The 14196-nt window shown below is 64.6% G+C and carries 17 protein-coding genes; 6 read left to right on the forward strand and 11 right to left on the reverse strand.

The window, feature by feature from the left end; all coding sequences use genetic code 11:
• Positions 1-27: 27 nt before the first annotated feature.
• Complete coding sequence (locus tag MESOP_RS08865) at positions 28-1104, forward strand: ABC transporter ATP-binding protein (RefSeq protein WP_013892990.1); 1077 nt, start codon at positions 28-30, stop codon at positions 1102-1104.
• 61 nt (positions 1105-1165) lie between these two features.
• Here MESOP_RS08865 and MESOP_RS08870 read toward each other — a convergent pair whose 3' ends face one another.
• A complete protein-coding gene (locus MESOP_RS08870; RefSeq protein WP_013892991.1) occupies positions 1166-1369 on the reverse strand; it encodes a NepR family anti-sigma factor in 204 nt (67 codons plus the stop codon).
• Positions 1370-1606: 237 nt separating this feature from the next.
• On the opposite strand from MESOP_RS08870, the gene grpE reads away from it, so the two are divergent.
• Positions 1607-2239 (forward strand): nucleotide exchange factor GrpE, encoded by a 633-nt coding sequence (grpE, locus tag MESOP_RS08875; RefSeq protein ID WP_013892992.1) that lies wholly within the window; start codon positions 1607-1609, stop codon positions 2237-2239.
• A 111-nt stretch (positions 2240-2350) separates the two neighbouring features.
• Positions 2351-2983 (forward strand): trimeric intracellular cation channel family protein, encoded by a 633-nt coding sequence (locus MESOP_RS08880; protein ID WP_013892993.1) that lies wholly within the window; start codon positions 2351-2353, stop codon positions 2981-2983.
• A 77-nt stretch (positions 2984-3060) separates the two neighbouring features.
• Here MESOP_RS08880 and olsB read toward each other — a convergent pair whose 3' ends face one another.
• The 7 genes from olsB to MESOP_RS08915 form a co-directional block, all read right to left on the reverse strand.
• Positions 3061-3936 carry a l-ornithine N(alpha)-acyltransferase gene (gene olsB, locus MESOP_RS08885; protein WP_041164038.1) on the reverse strand — a complete coding sequence of 292 codons (876 nt, stop codon included), beginning with the start codon at positions 3934-3936 and terminating at the stop codon, positions 3061-3063.
• Positions 3937-4221: 285 nt separating this feature from the next.
• Complete coding sequence (locus MESOP_RS08890) at positions 4222-6510, reverse strand: hybrid sensor histidine kinase/response regulator (RefSeq protein ID WP_013892995.1); 2289 nt, start codon at positions 6508-6510, stop codon at positions 4222-4224.
• Between the two features lie 129 nt (positions 6511-6639).
• Positions 6640-7629, reverse strand: coding sequence for an acrylyl-CoA reductase (NADPH) (acuI, locus tag MESOP_RS08895; protein ID WP_013892996.1), 990 nt, complete (start codon positions 7627-7629; stop codon positions 6640-6642).
• Positions 7630-7686: 57 nt separating this feature from the next.
• On the reverse strand, positions 7687-8229 hold the full coding sequence (gene lspA, locus MESOP_RS08900; protein ID WP_013892997.1) for a signal peptidase II: 543 nt from the start codon (positions 8227-8229) through the stop codon (positions 7687-7689).
• Between the two features lie 13 nt (positions 8230-8242).
• Positions 8243-9100, reverse strand: a complete 858-nt coding sequence (locus tag MESOP_RS08905) for a TrmH family RNA methyltransferase (RefSeq protein ID WP_013892998.1) — start codon at positions 9098-9100, stop codon at positions 8243-8245.
• Between the two features lie 17 nt (positions 9101-9117).
• A complete protein-coding gene (locus MESOP_RS08910) occupies positions 9118-10209 on the reverse strand; it encodes an RsmD family RNA methyltransferase (RefSeq protein WP_013892999.1) in 1092 nt (363 codons plus the stop codon).
• 88 nt (positions 10210-10297) lie between these two features.
• Complete coding sequence (locus MESOP_RS08915) at positions 10298-10786, reverse strand: DUF1772 domain-containing protein (RefSeq protein ID WP_013893000.1); 489 nt, start codon at positions 10784-10786, stop codon at positions 10298-10300.
• A gap of 99 nt (positions 10787-10885) precedes the next feature.
• Here MESOP_RS08915 and MESOP_RS08920 point away from each other — a divergent pair, with 99 nt between their 5' ends.
• The 3 genes from MESOP_RS08920 (at position 10886) to MESOP_RS08930 (ending at position 12484) form a co-directional block, all read left to right on the forward strand.
• Positions 10886-11575 carry a helix-turn-helix transcriptional regulator gene (locus MESOP_RS08920; RefSeq protein WP_013893001.1) on the forward strand — a complete coding sequence of 230 codons (690 nt, stop codon included), beginning with the start codon at positions 10886-10888 and terminating at the stop codon, positions 11573-11575.
• A 76-nt stretch (positions 11576-11651) separates the two neighbouring features.
• On the forward strand, positions 11652-12047 hold the full coding sequence (locus MESOP_RS08925) for a VOC family protein (RefSeq protein ID WP_013893002.1): 396 nt from the start codon (positions 11652-11654) through the stop codon (positions 12045-12047).
• Positions 12044-12484 carry an EVE domain-containing protein gene (locus MESOP_RS08930; RefSeq protein ID WP_013893003.1) on the forward strand — a complete coding sequence of 147 codons (441 nt, stop codon included), beginning with the start codon at positions 12044-12046 and terminating at the stop codon, positions 12482-12484. The genes MESOP_RS08925 and MESOP_RS08930 overlap by 4 nt, the downstream gene beginning before the upstream one ends.
• Here the strand turns inward: MESOP_RS08930 and lhpI are convergent.
• The 3 genes from lhpI to MESOP_RS08945 are packed head-to-tail and all read right to left on the reverse strand — an operon-like array spanning position 12481 to position 14149.
• A complete protein-coding gene (gene lhpI / locus MESOP_RS08935; RefSeq protein ID WP_013893004.1) occupies positions 12481-13446 on the reverse strand; it encodes a bifunctional Delta(1)-pyrroline-2-carboxylate/Delta(1)-piperideine-2-carboxylate reductase in 966 nt (321 codons plus the stop codon). The genes MESOP_RS08930 and lhpI overlap by 4 nt on opposite strands.
• Before the next feature lie 37 nt (positions 13447-13483).
• Positions 13484-13828 (reverse strand): DUF1049 domain-containing protein, encoded by a 345-nt coding sequence (locus MESOP_RS08940; protein WP_013893005.1) that lies wholly within the window; start codon positions 13826-13828, stop codon positions 13484-13486.
• A 36-nt stretch (positions 13829-13864) separates the two neighbouring features.
• Positions 13865-14149 (reverse strand): integration host factor subunit beta, encoded by a 285-nt coding sequence (locus MESOP_RS08945; RefSeq protein ID WP_006200394.1) that lies wholly within the window; start codon positions 14147-14149, stop codon positions 13865-13867.
• Positions 14150-14196 lie beyond the last annotated feature (47 nt).

A 14196-nucleotide genomic window follows, 5' to 3' on the forward strand; every position in this document is an offset into this window, starting at 1 on the left:
GCGACCACAATCCCAGGAAAAATCCCGATGGCTTCAGTCGAAATCGCCAACGTCCTCAAATCCTACGCCGGGCACGAGGTGCTGCACGGCGTCTCGGTCAAGATTCCGGACGGTCAATTCGTGGTTCTCGTCGGTCCGTCGGGCTGCGGCAAGTCTACTTTGCTGCGCATGATCGCCGGACTGGAGGATATTTCGGGCGGCACGATCAGCATCGGTGACAGAGTGGTCAACGACCTGCCGCCCAAGCAACGCGACATATCCATGGTGTTCCAGAATTATGCGCTCTATCCGCATATGACGGTCGCTGAAAACATGGCGTTCTCGATGACGCTTGCCAAGGCGCCGAAGGCGGAAAAGGCCGAGCGGGTGGCCAAGGCCGCGGAAATCCTGGGCCTGACGCCGCTGCTTGATCGCTATCCGCGCCAGCTGTCGGGCGGCCAGCGGCAGCGTGTCGCCATGGGGCGGTCGATCGTGCGCAACCCGCAGGTCTTCCTGTTTGACGAGCCGCTGTCGAACTTGGACGCCAAACTGCGCGTGGCCATGCGCGCCGAGATCAAGGGGCTGCACCAGCGCCTGCGCACCACCACTGTCTATGTAACGCACGACCAGGTCGAAGCCATGACGATGGCCGACCAGATCGTCGTGTTGAACAACGGACGGGTGGAGCAGATCGGCACGCCGCTCGATCTCTACGATCACCCGGTCAATATGTTCGTCGCGACCTTCATCGGTTCGCCGTCGATGAACATCATCAGCGGCGTGGTCGCACGCGACAACGGCATACCGGCGGTGCGAACAGCCGACGGGACATTGTTGCCGGTCGGTTCAGCCTTCAGCGCGCCAGACGGAAAGCCGGTCCAATACGGGTTCCGGCCAGAGCATTTGAGCGTCTGTGCGCCGGGCAAGGGGACTGCCGCATTGGTTGGCGTGGTCGAGCCGATGGGTTCGGAGACCCAGGTTCATCTGACGATCGGCGGTGAGCCGGCGGTCGCCGTGTTTCGCGACAGAATCAGCGCCCGTCCCGGAGAGACGCTCTTCGTCGCCCCCGACATCGCCAAGCTGAACCTGTTCGATGCCGGAACGGGCAAGGCCCTGGATATTTGACGAGCCAATTCGTGTGCGGATCCTGGCTGGAGCCCTGCGTCGCATAGGGCCAGATGTGTCGCTACCGGCGCCCGCTGCTGCCTGAGGGGCTGCCGGCTGCCCGATCGAGGCGGTCAAGTAAATCCCTGAAGCGGTCGGGAATGTCGGCGTCGATGCGGAAGGCCGGCAGGGTGCGCAGAAAGCGCGTCATTGCCTTGGCGCCGACCTGGCGCCTGACCTCCGCGGCAAGCCGTTTTTCCTTTTCAGCCTTGTTGCGGGTCATCATTTCAAAATCCTGTGTCGGCTCCGAAACTCCTCCAGCAAGCGAATGGTTCCCGCATCACGCGCTTGTGGCAAGCAAAGCCGGCAAGTACGGTAAAGTTTGAATTAAAATCGAAGTATTGCCATTGGCGCCATTTGGGCCGGCCGAAGGCCTTCACGGTCGCTTGCCCCTTGATTTTTGAGCGTCAAACCTCGATATCGGGCACAAAATCCAAACCATTCGAGATGACGGGAAACGGCGATGAGCGACCAGGCAAAAGACGAACGCGCGCCCAACGAAGCCGAGGCGGCCGAGGCCAATGCCGAGCGCACGGAAGGCGGCATCGACGGCGACTATGAAGCGCTTGTGCGATTGCTCAAGGAAAATGAAGAGCTGAAGGACCGCGCGCTGCGCGTCGCGGCCGAGATGGAAAACCTGCGTCGCCGCACCGCGCGCGACGTACACGACGCACGCACCTATGCGGTGGCGAATTTCGCCCGCGACATGCTGTCGGTATCGGACAATCTGCGCCGCGCGCTGGACGCCATTCCGGCCGAGGCCAAGGCGTCGGGCGATGCCGGCTTCAAGGCGCTGATCGAAGGCGTCGACCTCACCGAGCGCGCCATGCTGTCGGCGCTGGAACGGCACGGGGTCAAGAAATTGACTCCGGAAGGCGAGAAATTCGATCCCAATTTCCATCAGGCGATGTTCGAAGTGCCCAATCCCGATGTCCCGGCCAACACGGTGGTTCAGGTCGTGCAGCCGGGCTATTCGATCGGCGAGCGCGTGCTGCGGCCGGCCATGGTCGGCGTCGCCAAGGGCGGCCCGAAGGTCGCCGCCGAGGCGCCGGTCGAACCGGGGCCGGTCAACGAGCAGGCGGAGAAGGATGCGTGATTAAGGCAGTAGGGGAGTAAGGCAGTAGGGGAGTAGGGAAAAAGGGAGTCCCACCGACGGTGCGGCTTCGTGCTAAACATACTCCCCTACTCCCCTACTGCCTGGCCTTCCATGCACCCCATCGCCCTTCTCGACTATGCCGGCATTGCCGTTTTTGCGGCGACGGGGGCGTTGGCTGCGTCGCGCAAGCAGCTCGACGTCATCGGTTTCCTGTTCCTGGCCAGCGTCACCGGCATCGGCGGCGGCACGTTTCGCGACCTCATCCTCAATGTGCCTGTGTTCTGGGTGGGAAACCGCGACTATGTGCTGATCTGCGCGGTGGTGGCGGTCCTGGTGTTCTTCACCGCGCACCGCGTCGAATCCCGCTATAGGCTGCTGCTCTGGCTCGACGCCGTCGGGCTGGCTGCCTTTTCGGTGATGGGCGCGGCAAAGGGCCTGGCAATCACCGGCTCGCCGGTGGTTTCCATCATCACCGGCATGCTGACCGCGACCTTCGGCGGCATATTGCGCGATCTCCTGGCCGGTGAGCCATCGGTGCTGCTGAAGCCCGAGATCTACGTCACGGCTGCCCTGGCGGGCGCCGCTATCTTCACACTGGGCGACGTCGCCGGACTGCCGCAGCTTGTCTCAGGCTTGGCCGGTTTCGCCGTGGCGCTCGCGGTGCGTGGCGGTGCGCTTCGTTTCGGCTGGGCATTTCCGTCCTACAAGAGCCGGCCCGGCCGGCGGCCTGAGGATATTCCGTAAAAGAGGCAGTAGGGACTAGTCAGTAGTGAGTAGTGAGAGGAGCGTGACTCGTGACGTCTTGCCTACTGCCTACTGCCTCACGCGGCGAAGCGCTGGGCTTCCCCGCCATAGTAGTTGACGTAGCGGGCACCGATCTCCTTGACCGGCATCACCACGAAGACGTCGACCGTCGAAAACTCGCGGTCGATGACGCAGCCGTCGCCGATGCGGGCACCGACGCGCAGATAGCCCTTGACCAAAGGCGGCATCGCCGCGATCGCTGCCTTGGCATTGACCGCCTCGATCGGCATCAGGTCCATGGAACAATAGCGCCCGGACACCGCGCGCACGTCCCAGGCCGAGTTCGTACGGCAATGATGAGAGAGATAGGTGAGCGCCTCGGCATGCGCCGCCGGCACGGTGCCCTGGAAGGAAGCACAGCCGGTCATCACGCCGATTTCGTAGTGATTGATGTAGGCCCAGATGCCTTGCCAGAGCGCCTCGATGGTGCGCTTCGACCGGTATTCGGGCAAAACGCAGGAACGGCCGAGCTCGAGAAAACGTTGGCCAGGATGACGGGCGATGAGCTTGGTCAGCTCGAATTCGCCTTCGGAATAGAAGCCTCCGGCGGCAGCCGCGATTTCTTGCCGCAGCAGGCGATAGGTGCCGACGATGCGGCGATGCTCGGGGCCGGAAATTGAATTGTCGAAGACAAGCAGATGGTCGCAGAGCGGATCGAACCGGTCGGCGTCACGGCGGTCCTGCGCCTGGAACAGATCTTTCCTGGCACCAAGCTCGTCGTAAAACACCCGGTAACGCACTTCCTGCGCGGCCGCGATCTCGGCCTCGTTGCGAGCAAGCCGCACTTCGAGATTGCCGATTCGGCCGAGTGCTGCGCCCTTTATGACGGAATCGACATTACGTCCGGCAAGCAAGGCGCTGCTGGCGTTCGGCCGAGTGTCACATTCCGGCATAACTGTATGCACGAGTGATTCTCCTTCGAGCCATCCCTCTTGGCACGGGGATACGGTGTAGGTGCAACAGGATTGTGACAGTACCGTGATACGACGTCGCGGGCAATACTTCGTCGGCTGGCGAAAACGGTCAACCGGCTACGTTCGGTAAGGAGACTCGAGGCGCGACGCGCCCGCGCGGGTTCAGGCAACGCGCTCCAGGCCTTGTTTTCATGCATGTCGTTTTTCCGAAGCGGAGGCCCACTTTTGGGCAAATGGATCAGCCGCGTACCGGAAAAAACCGGCTCAAGCGGCGACCTGGCCCTCGACGGCGTTGACCAGCGCGTCGGGATCGAGCGGCTTGGTGACAAAACCGCTGGCGCCGTGAGCAAGCACGGCATGGCGGGTCTTTTCCTGGCTATCGGCCGACAGCACCATGATCGGCACGGGCGGCGCGGATGTCTCCTCCTCATGGCGGCGGATCGCGGCAATGGCGTCCAGCCCATCCATGACCGGCATATGCAGGTCCATCAGCACCACGTCGAAGCGGTGCTTGTGCCCGGCGCTGGTGACGGCCTCGACCGCTGCCTTGCCATTGCCGACCACCTGGACGCGATGCCCAGCCTTCAGCAGCGTGGCGCGGGCCAGCATGGCATTGATGTCGTTGTCCTCGGCGATCAGCACGGACAGGCCTTGCTGGCGCTCGCTCGATGCACGCAGCGCCGGTGCCCGACGCTTTTCCGGTTGCGGGTGGGCAAGTGCCGGCGCATGGCTGCTCAAGAGGACACGCAAAAGTGTTCCCCCGCGCACCGGCCGGGCAAGGAAGGTCGTGTAGCCGCTGGCGCGGAATTCGCCCAGCATGCCGCGGTCGGTCGGTGCGATCAGCGTGATGGCCTCGCAATCGGAGAAGCCGCTTTGGCGCAACCGCTTGAGCAGCCTTCCATCGCTCTCTTCCATGGCCGCGTCGACCAGAAGCACGTCGCAGCCGTGAGCGAAGGGCGCGGCCTGCGCCACGGTGGTGGCGATCCCGGCCGTGCCGCCACTGGCGCGGATGGTGCGGGCGATGGCATCGGCCTCGACGGCGTTCCTGGACAGGATCACAGCGCGCCTGCCGGCAAGCGCGTCGAGCCGGCCCTGCGGCGCCTCGGTGGCCGCTGTGGCGGGGATCTCGAAGACGAATTCCGATCCCTGACCAAGCCGGCTGGAGACCGAAATCGTGCCGCCCATGGCAGCCACCAGGCGCTTGGAGATGGCAAGTCCCAGGCCGGCTCCGCCATGCGTGCGCGTCGAGGTGCCGTCGGCCTGCTCGAACTCCTCGAAGATGCGCTCCATATCCTCGTCGCGCAGGCCGGGACCGGTATCGGCGATGGTGAAGCAGATGCGGTCGGTGGTCGCGGTGCGGGCGCGCGCGACGCTGACCAGCACGCCGCCGCCGTCGGTGAACTTGATAGCGTTGCCGATGAGATTGAGCAGCACCTGCCTGACCCTGCCCGGATCGGCGGTGATCATCTGCGGCACATCCGGTTCGACGTGGCAGCCGAGGCCGATATCCTTGGCGAAGGCGCGCGCGGCCAGGAGTTCGATGATGTTGTCGGCGATCTCGCGCACCGATATCGGCTGCGGCTCGGGGTCGAAGCGGCCGGCCTCGATCTTGGAATAGTCGAGCAGGTCCTCGATCAGGGCGAGCAAGGCGCTGGCCGATGTCGAGATGGCGCCGACATAAGTCTGCTGCTCCGGCGACAGGCTGGTGTCGGCGAGCAGCCTGGCCATGCCCATGATGCCGTTCATCGGCGTGCGGATCTCATGGCTGACGGTGGCGAGGAAGCGCGATTTGGCCTGGCTTGCGTATTCGGCCCGCTCGCGCGCGGTGATCAGCGAGGATTCGGCGCGCTTGCGGGCGGTGATGTCGCGGGCGATCGCGCGATGCGAAGCCGCTCCGCTGTCCTTGTCGCGCACCGACAGTTCGATCCACGAGAACCAGCGCGGGCCGCTCGGCGTGCGGATGGCGACATCGGTGGAACTCAGGCATTCATGGTCGGAAAAGGCGGCATCGGGGACGATGCCGACCTCGATTCCGAGTTCGGCCAGCGTCTTGCCGGCAAGGTCGCGCTGATCGGTTTCGACGAGGTCGGCGAATACTTTGTTGGCATAGACGATGTAGCCATCGCGGTCGCGATGGATGACGAGGTCGCCAAGTGCGTCGATGAGACCGCGAAAGCGCTCTTCGCTTTCCTGCATTTCCCACATGCGGTCGGCCAGCGTCTCGATCTCGGCGCGGCTGCGGGCGCTGGTCTCGTCGAGCAGGACCGCGGTGCGGTGTACGCTGCGCCTGGCATGCAGATGCATGGCAAGGCCGGCGAGGCCGGTTGCCAGCAGAGCGAGGCTGATGAAGATCGGGGCTCCGGTCAGATGCGCGAGGCCGGCCAGCACGACGATGGCAAAGAAGGTCACAAGCGGCAGACCTTCCCGCCCGGCCAATTGCTGCTCGGGCACCAGCGGTGGCGCGGCGATGAACCGCCGCGCCGGCGCCGGCGCGGCAAGCGCGTCGACGTCGTTGCCAATATCCGCCTGTTGGCTGCCGGATTCCGCGATCATGCGAAACCCTTGCCAGACAGAGATTATGGAAAATTGCGGCGGATCGTTCGAATTTTAGCGGTTAAGCGTTTTTGTCCCGACAGCGGCGGATTTGCCACCGGATTGGCCGATTCTGGCCTACCAGGCAGGTCACATGTCGACGACGACGCGCCCACGGATCTTGCCGTCGACGATGTCGCGCGCGGCATCGATGATGCCGTCGAAGCCGATAGTCGTGGACAGGCCGGCGAGCTTCTGCAGGTCGAGATCGGAGCCGATGCGCCGCCAGGCTTCGAGGCGCACTGCCTTCGGCGCCATCACTGAATCGATGCCGAGCAGGGAAACGCCGCGCAGGATGAAGGGGGCCACGCTCGACGGCAGATCCATGCCGCCGGCCAGGCCGCAGGCGGCGACAGCGCCACCATAGGAGGTCATCGACAGCACATTGGCCAACGTGTGGCTGCCGACCGCATCGATGCCGCCGGCCCAGCGTTCCTTGGCCAGCGGCTTGGCGGGCTGGTTGAGCTCGTCGCGCGAGATCACCTCGGCGGCGCCAAGATTGATCAGATAGGGGCTTTCGGCATTGCGGCCGGTCGAGGCAATGACATGATAGCCGAGGCTGGACAGGATGGAGACCGCGACCGAACCGACGCCGCCGGCGGCGCCCGTCACCACCACCGGGCCGCGATCGGGTAGGATGCCGTGCCGTTCCAGCGCCATGACGCAGAGCATGGCGGTATAGCCGGCGGTGCCGACCGCCATCGCATCATGCGGGCTCATGCCTTCCGGCAGCGGCACCAGCCAGTCGCCGTTGACACGGGCGCGCACCGCATAGGCGCCGAAATGCGTTTCGCCGACACCCCAGCCGTTCAAGATCACCTTGTCTCCCTTGCGCCAGCCGGAATGGGAAGACGAGACGACGGTGCCGGAGAGATCGATGCCCGGCACCAGCGGCCAGCGGCGGATCACCGGCGCCTTGCCCGTAATGGCCAGTCCGTCCTTGTAATTCACCGTCGTTGCCTCCACCGCGACAGTGACGTCGCCGTCCATTAGGTCGGCATCGGTTAGATTTGTCACGGCTACCGACTGCTTCTTGTCGGCGTCGCGCGAAACGAGGATGGCTTTGAAGGTTTCGGGCATCTTCTTCTCCGCGAGTTTGCTTGGCGGTGTGAACTGTGCGGCGATGGCCGCGCGCGGTCAATCTTTGGAAGGCTTGGCGTCCGAAGCCTCGGCGCTCGAAGGCTTGGCGTTGGAAGGCTTGGCGTTGGAAGGCTTGGGCTCGCGCCGCCAGCCGATGAGCTCGTCGAAGACGACCAATGCCGCGCCCACGGAAATGAAGGCGTCGGCGAGGTTGAAGACGGCGAAGGACCAGACCGGAGTGTGAAACAGGATGTAATCGATGACGTGGCCGTAGACGGCGCGATCGATCAGATTGCCCAGCGCTCCGCCGATGATCAGGGCAAAGCCGGTGCGGGCGATGACATGGCCCGATGGCGTGTGCGTAGCAAGGTAGAGCACGAAAGCGACGACCAACACGGCGATGACCACGAGGCCGGTATCGCCGAGGGAGGAGAACATCGAAAAGGCGATGCCGGTGTTGTAGGTGCGAAACAACGCCAGGAACGGCAAGAGATCGAGCTTTTCCTGAAAGGGCAGGCCGGTCTCGACCAGGTGTTTTATCCACTGGTCGAGCGCTATGGCGACGATGGCGAGCAGTGCATAGGGGGACCATGATCTCACGGGCAGGCAACCTTCACTGCTGGTCGGCAACGGGTTCGAGCTTCAGCGCGCCGCGCCGGATCTCGAACAGCATGATGCCGGTGGCGACGGCCAGATTGAGCGAATCGGCGCGGCCCGCTTGGGGAATCCTGAGCAGCCTGTCGCAACTCGCCGCCAGGCTTTCAGGCAGGCCCTGCTGCTCGTTGCCCATCATCAGGAGCACCGGGCCGCGGGAAAAATCGACCGAACGGTAGTCGACCGCGCCCTTCAGGTGGGTGCCGGCGACGAGGCCTGAGAAGGCTCCGCGCCAGGCGAGGAAAGCCTCGGTCGTCGCCTTGGCGATGGGTACGGCGAAGATCGAACCCATGGTCGCGCGCACCGTCTCCACGGAAAACGGATCGGTGGTGTCGCCGACCAGGATGATACCCTTGGCGCCGACGGCGTCGACGGTGCGGATGACGGTACCGAGGTTGCCGGGATCGCGCACCCGGTCGAGCGCCACCCAGACGTCGCCATTGTCGGCGTGGACATCTTTCAGGGCCAGGAATTTCTGCGAGAAGACGCCGACCACCATTTGCGGATTGTCGCGGCGGGTGATGGCGACGAGCACCTTTTCCGACACTTCGAGCACCGTGCCGCCGGCGGCAACCGTGCGCGCCGCGACCTTTCCCACCGCGGGGTTGCCGCGTCCGGCCTTGGCGAACACAAGCGTCCGGATCTGCCAGCCCAGATCGAGCGCATCGATGACCAGCTTCAGTCCTTCGGCCATGAAGGCGTTCTGCTGGTCCCGGAATTTCTTCAAGGCGAGCGCCTTGATATCCTTGACCAGCGGATTGGCGAGGCTGGTGACTTCCTTAACCTGCCCGGGTGCGCCGGCGTGCCGTTCGTTCATTCAGGACTCCGGGGCATTCACGCTACCCAGCGCGAAAACAGTGAGGTCGAAAGTGCCCGGCCGGCGGACTTTTCGCGGATGATCAACTCGCCCGACTCGACCTTGCCGCCCATGCCGGCAAACGTATCGCGCATCAAGGCATGGATGGCGAAGAAGGAAGCTCGGATCGAATAGGCGGTCAGCACAACGGCAAGCGGCTTTGGGGTCAGGATCGAGCGGCAGAGATCGGTCAGCGCCGGCAAATCCTCGAACAATTGCCAGACTTCGCCCCTGGGGCCGCGACCATAGGCCGGCGGATCGAAGAGCACGATGTCGTAGCGGCTGCCGCGGCGTTCCTCGCGCTCGGCGAACTTCACCGCGTCGTCGACGATCCAGCGGATCGGCTTGCCACCAAGCCCGGCCATCTCCTGGTTTTCACGCGCCCAGCCGATGGCTTTCTTCGAGGCGTCGACATGGGTGACCTCGGCGCCGGCGCGGGCCGCCACCAGCGAGGCAAGACCCGTGTAGCCGAACAGGTTCAGCACCTTGACCGGACGCTTGGCCGCCGTGATCAGCCCTGCCATGTGGTCCCAGTGCGAGGCCTGCTCGGGAAAGACGCCGACATGGCGAAACGAGGTGAAACGGCCGAGATAATCGATGCCGTCATGCTTCATCGGCCAGGTCTCGCCGAGCGGCATCTTTGGAAAACGCCAGCGGCCAATGCCTTCCTCGTCGGTATCGCCGGTGAAGACGGCGTCGGCACGCTCCCAGTCCTTCGCCGGCAAGGCCTTTTGCCAGATCGCCTGGCCTTCCGGCCGCACGATCCGGTAGGGGCCGTACTGCTCGAGTTTTTGGCCAGTACCGCTGTCGAGCAGCGCATAATCGGCATTCGGCGCCACTTCGAGGATCACGGGAAGCTGCTCGGCGGGCAGGGCGCCATCGCGGCGGGCCAGGATGCGCGGCGCGGATTTCGGCTCGGGCTGGTTGTCCGGTTTCACGATGTGTTGTTCGCGCGGCCTGGCGTCTGCCTTGACCGCCGGCCGATTCTCCGGCGGGCGCGGCTGTGCGGCCCCACTTTTCGTCGGCTGGTGCGGGCGGCCGTCGCGGCGTTTGTCGCGAAAAGACTTCAAGAAGCAGCATCTCCGGCGGTTCGGCCCGCTTCTGCCACAGCTTCACCCCTGTGCGCAACAAACGGCGATCGCCGACGGCTCCAACCGGTCAGCCGTGCCGGATCGAAAGCAAGCCGACAACCAGCGATACGAAGCCGGCGGCCTTGATGCCGGTGACGACCATATGGCCGGTTTCCCAACGCAGCCGGATGGCGTCGAAGTTCTCAGGGATCGGTCCGGGTACCCATGTGGCCAGAACGTCATTCGCCGGTTTGACCAGAACGGACCACATCGCCAGGGAGACGGCATAAAGCACGGCGGCGGCCAGCACGAACCAGAAGGCCGGACGATCGGCACGCAGCAACCACGCCAGAAGCCCCGGACAGGCAATCGCAGCCACGTCCAGGGGAGCGCCAATAACCGCGAACAGCAGGAATTGGCCGTTGAAAACGGTGGTTTCGCGCCAGAGGGATGGCGACCATTTGGTCAGTCGAGGGACCGATTCCAGGACATGGGCGAAGGACGGTCCAAGGCTGAGCGCCGCGATGGTGGCGGTCAGGGCACACCAGAACAACAGGAAGCCGCGGATCTCCGTCATCTTCGGATAACGGGGGGATGCCGAACGTGTTCCAGGTCAAATCGCTTGCCGTCGAAAGCGCGGGAGCCCTATCGTCCGGCAGTACCGGATTGTAGCATCATGTCCCGCTCCGAACGCCTTCTCGACCTCATCCAGTGCCTGCGCCGGCACCGCCGGCCGGTGAGCGGTCAAGCGCTGGCCGCTGAACTCGGGATTTCGATCCGCACGCTCTACCGCGACATCGCAACGCTGCAGGGGCAGGGCGCGCCGATTGAGGGTGAGGCAGGTGTCGGCTATGTGCTCAAGCCTGGTTTCATGCTGCCGCCGCTGATGTTCAGCGACGAGGAGATCGAGGCCATCGTGCTCGGCTCGCGCTGGGTCGCAAAGCAGCCGGACCGGCGTCTCTCGGCCGCGGCCGCCAATGCGCTGGCCAAGATCGCCGCGGTGTTGCCGGATGATCTGCGCGAGGATCTCGATGCCTCGACGCTGCTTGTCGGGCCGCCCGCGGCGATTATCGAGGGCATCGACCTCGGCGTCGTGCGGCAGGCCATCCGCAACGAACGCAAGCTCGGCTTCCTCTATCGCGACGCGGGTGGCGCCGCTTCCGAGCGCGTGGTCTGGCCGTTTGCGCTCGGCTTCTTCGACAAGGTGCGGGTAGTGGTGGCGTGGTGCGAAATGCGGCAGGATTTTCGCCATTTTCGCGCCGATCGTATCGCCGAGCTGAAGGCAACCGACATGCGCTACCCGCGCCGCCGGCAGGCGCTGCTCAAGGAATGGCGGGCGACGCTCGACCAGCCGCGTGGTCCATGAATGCTGCTGCCAGAATCTGACAGTATGTCATCCTATACAGGGCACATATCGAAACGCTCAGCCCTGGAGAACAGATATGGCAACCCCGAATTTCGTTATCCTCTATGTCGACCAGCCGCTGCGGAGCGGCGCCTTCTATAGTGCGCTGCTGGGACGCGAGCCGGTGGAAAGCGCGCCGACCTTCGTGCTGTTCGTGCTCGACAACGGCTTCAAGCTCGGCCTCTGGTCGCGGCATACGGTGGAGCCGGCGGCCGAAGCGGTCGGTGGCGGCGCCGAGATCGTCTTTGCGCTCGATACGCCTGAGGCGGTCGATGCCGCCCATGCCGACTGGTCCGGGCGTGGCCTGAAGATCCTGCAGGCGCCGACCGACATGGATTTCGGCCGCACATTCGTCGCGCTCGATCCCGACAATCATCGGCTGCGCGTCTACTGGCTGTCCGACGGGGAACAGGCCGACGGGGAAAAGAAATGAGCGCGCATTGGATTGCGGTGGCGTCGGCGCAACATGTCCGGCGCGGCCGCCAGGGCGGCTTCATGCAGGTCAACCACGGCAAGTCGGCACCCCTGCGCCGCGTCAAGCCCGGCGATGGCGTCGTCTATTATTCGCCGACCACTATCCTGGGCGAGAAAGATGGCCTGCAGTCGTTCACGGCGATCGGCACGGTGCGGGAAGGCGAACTCTATCAAGGCGAGATGGGCGGCGGCTTCACGCCGTTCCGCCGCGATGTCGACTGGGCAAGGGCCGAGGAAACGCCGATCAAGCCGTTGCTCGACAGGCTGGACTTCACCGTCGGCAAATCGAATTGGGGGTATCAGCTGCGCTTTGGCCTGTTCCCGATCAGCGCGGCCGATTTCGCGCTGATCGCCGGGGCAATGGGTGCCGAAGTGGCGGTGCCGGCGTCAAGCTAGTTCTTGAGCGCCTCGTAGACGGCAATGCCGGCGGCAAGATCCTCGAGCGCGGCGCCGACCGATTTGAACAACGTGATTTCGCCGGCGCTTTCGCGGCCCTTCTTCTGGCCGCGCGCCAGTTCGTGCAAGTCGGCGACGATGGCTTCCGGCTTCAGTACGCCCGAGGCCAACGGCTGGACGATGTCGCCGGCCTCCTTGGTGGCGCCGGCGCGGGTGTCGACATAGACGCGGGCGCGCACGATGGTGTCGTCATCGCTCTCGCGCATCGCCGGCGTGAAGCCGCCGACCAGGTCGACATGGGTTCCGGGCTTGAGCAGTGCGCCCTTGATGAGCGGCGTGGTGGTGATTGTCGCCGAGGAGATAATGTCGGCCTGCCCAAGTTCGGCATCGAGATCGGTCGCGGCGCTGGCCGCGAAGCCCTCGGCGCGCAGCTCGGCCGCGACTTTCTCGGCGTTGGCCGGCGTGCGGTTCCAGATGCGGATGGTCTTGATCGGCCGCACTGCCGAATGCGCCTTGGCGAGGAAGGGCGACAGCGCCCCGGCGCCGACCACGAGCAGCCGCGCGGCATCGTCGCGGGCGAGATAGGACGCCGCCAGCGCCGATGCACAGGCCGTGCGCCACTGGGTTAGCCGCTGGCCGTCGATCAAGGCTTCCGGTTCGCCGGTGGCGCCGTCGAGCAGGAGATAGAGCCCCATCACCGCGGGCTTGCCGACGGCGTTGTTGTCGGGCGAGACGGTGACGATCTTGACGCCGATGTGACCGCCGGCCGAGGTGCCGGCGGCGTTGAAATCGGTCCATGCCGGCATCAGCAGCAAGGTCGAGGCCGCGCCATCCGGCCGCTCGACCGCATGATGATGCCTGACCGGCTGCACCGCGCCCTCGCGAAACGCCGTGCGCAATGTCTCGACCAGTCCAGGAAAGGTCAGCGCACGGTCGACCTCGGCGGCCGAAATGGTCAGCATGAAAAGCTCCGTTGAACGAAAGACGGCGACCAGCGGTTCAAGCGGTCGGCTTCGGCAATACTGCCCCTTGGACAGGCCCCTGTGGTGCCGCCGGCGCGCGGCTGACCGCCTGGCGCAGGTTCTCGGCCTCGACGCCGCGCTGGCGCGCCAGCTTGCGGTAACGGCCCTGCTTGACCCAGGTTGCCAGGCTGCCGACGATCATGCCGATGGCGAGAGCCGCGAACAGGAAGATGAACAGTGGCAAGCTCAGCGTCAGCTTTGGATTGCCTGGGTTGAACGGGTCCAGCGTGAAGGCGACGAGTTCGCGGTTGGCGACGGCGAGCGCGATCAGGATGATCGCGAGAGGCACGAAGACCACGATGAGCATGAAACGATTGAGCATTGTGTTTTCCGTCGGAAGCTGGCGCTGACGCGGCGCCTACTTGCCGCCGTTCAGCCTTTCGCGCAGTTCCTTGCCGGTCTTGAAGAACGGCACCCACTTCTCCTCGACCTCGACGGATTCGCCGGTGCGCGGATTGCGGCCGGTGCGGGCAGGGCGGTTTTTCACAGAAAACGCACCGAAGCCGCGCAACTCGACCCGGTTGCCTTCGGCAAGCGCGTCGGTGATCTCATCGAAGATCGCGCCGACGATGTTTTCGACATCGCGCAGGAAAAGATGCGGATTGCGCGTGGCAATAATCTGCACAAGTTCGGACTTGATCATCAGACGGGTCCCCGTGAAAGTACTGCGGTCAAAATTATGAGGATGAT

Source organism: Mesorhizobium opportunistum WSM2075, assembly GCF_000176035.2.
Lineage (GTDB): Bacteria > Pseudomonadota > Alphaproteobacteria > Rhizobiales > Rhizobiaceae > Mesorhizobium > Mesorhizobium opportunistum.

Excerpts from the sequence above, each read along its gene's own strand:
- MESOP_RS08930 (WP_013893003.1), top strand. The coding sequence starts at position 12,044 with ATGAGCGCGCATTGGATTGCGGTGGCGTCGGCGCAACATGTCCGGCGC.
- acuI (WP_013892996.1), bottom strand. The coding sequence starts at position 7,629 with ATGCCCGAAACCTTCAAAGCCATCCTCGTTTCGCGCGACGCCGACAAG.
- MESOP_RS08880 (WP_013892993.1), top strand. The coding sequence starts at position 2,351 with ATGCACCCCATCGCCCTTCTCGACTATGCCGGCATTGCCGTTTTTGCG.
- lhpI (WP_013893004.1), bottom strand. The coding sequence starts at position 13,446 with ATGCTGACCATTTCGGCCGCCGAGGTCGACCGTGCGCTGACCTTTCCT.
- MESOP_RS08945 (WP_006200394.1), bottom strand. The coding sequence starts at position 14,149 with ATGATCAAGTCCGAACTTGTGCAGATTATTGCCACGCGCAATCCGCAT.
- MESOP_RS08925 (WP_013893002.1), top strand. The coding sequence starts at position 11,652 with ATGGCAACCCCGAATTTCGTTATCCTCTATGTCGACCAGCCGCTGCGG.
- MESOP_RS08905 (WP_013892998.1), bottom strand. The coding sequence starts at position 9,100 with ATGAACGAACGGCACGCCGGCGCACCCGGGCAGGTTAAGGAAGTCACC.
- MESOP_RS08890 (WP_013892995.1), bottom strand. The coding sequence starts at position 6,510 with ATGATCGCGGAATCCGGCAGCCAACAGGCGGATATTGGCAACGACGTC.
- grpE (WP_013892992.1), top strand. The coding sequence starts at position 1,607 with ATGAGCGACCAGGCAAAAGACGAACGCGCGCCCAACGAAGCCGAGGCG.
- MESOP_RS08920 (WP_013893001.1), top strand. The coding sequence starts at position 10,886 with ATGTCCCGCTCCGAACGCCTTCTCGACCTCATCCAGTGCCTGCGCCGG.
- MESOP_RS08915 (WP_013893000.1), bottom strand. The coding sequence starts at position 10,786 with ATGACGGAGATCCGCGGCTTCCTGTTGTTCTGGTGTGCCCTGACCGCC.
- olsB (WP_041164038.1), bottom strand. The coding sequence starts at position 3,936 with ATGCCGGAATGTGACACTCGGCCGAACGCCAGCAGCGCCTTGCTTGCC.
- MESOP_RS08865 (WP_013892990.1), top strand. The coding sequence starts at position 28 with ATGGCTTCAGTCGAAATCGCCAACGTCCTCAAATCCTACGCCGGGCAC.
- MESOP_RS08940 (WP_013893005.1), bottom strand. The coding sequence starts at position 13,828 with ATGCTCAATCGTTTCATGCTCATCGTGGTCTTCGTGCCTCTCGCGATC.
- MESOP_RS08870 (WP_013892991.1), bottom strand. The coding sequence starts at position 1,369 with ATGATGACCCGCAACAAGGCTGAAAAGGAAAAACGGCTTGCCGCGGAG.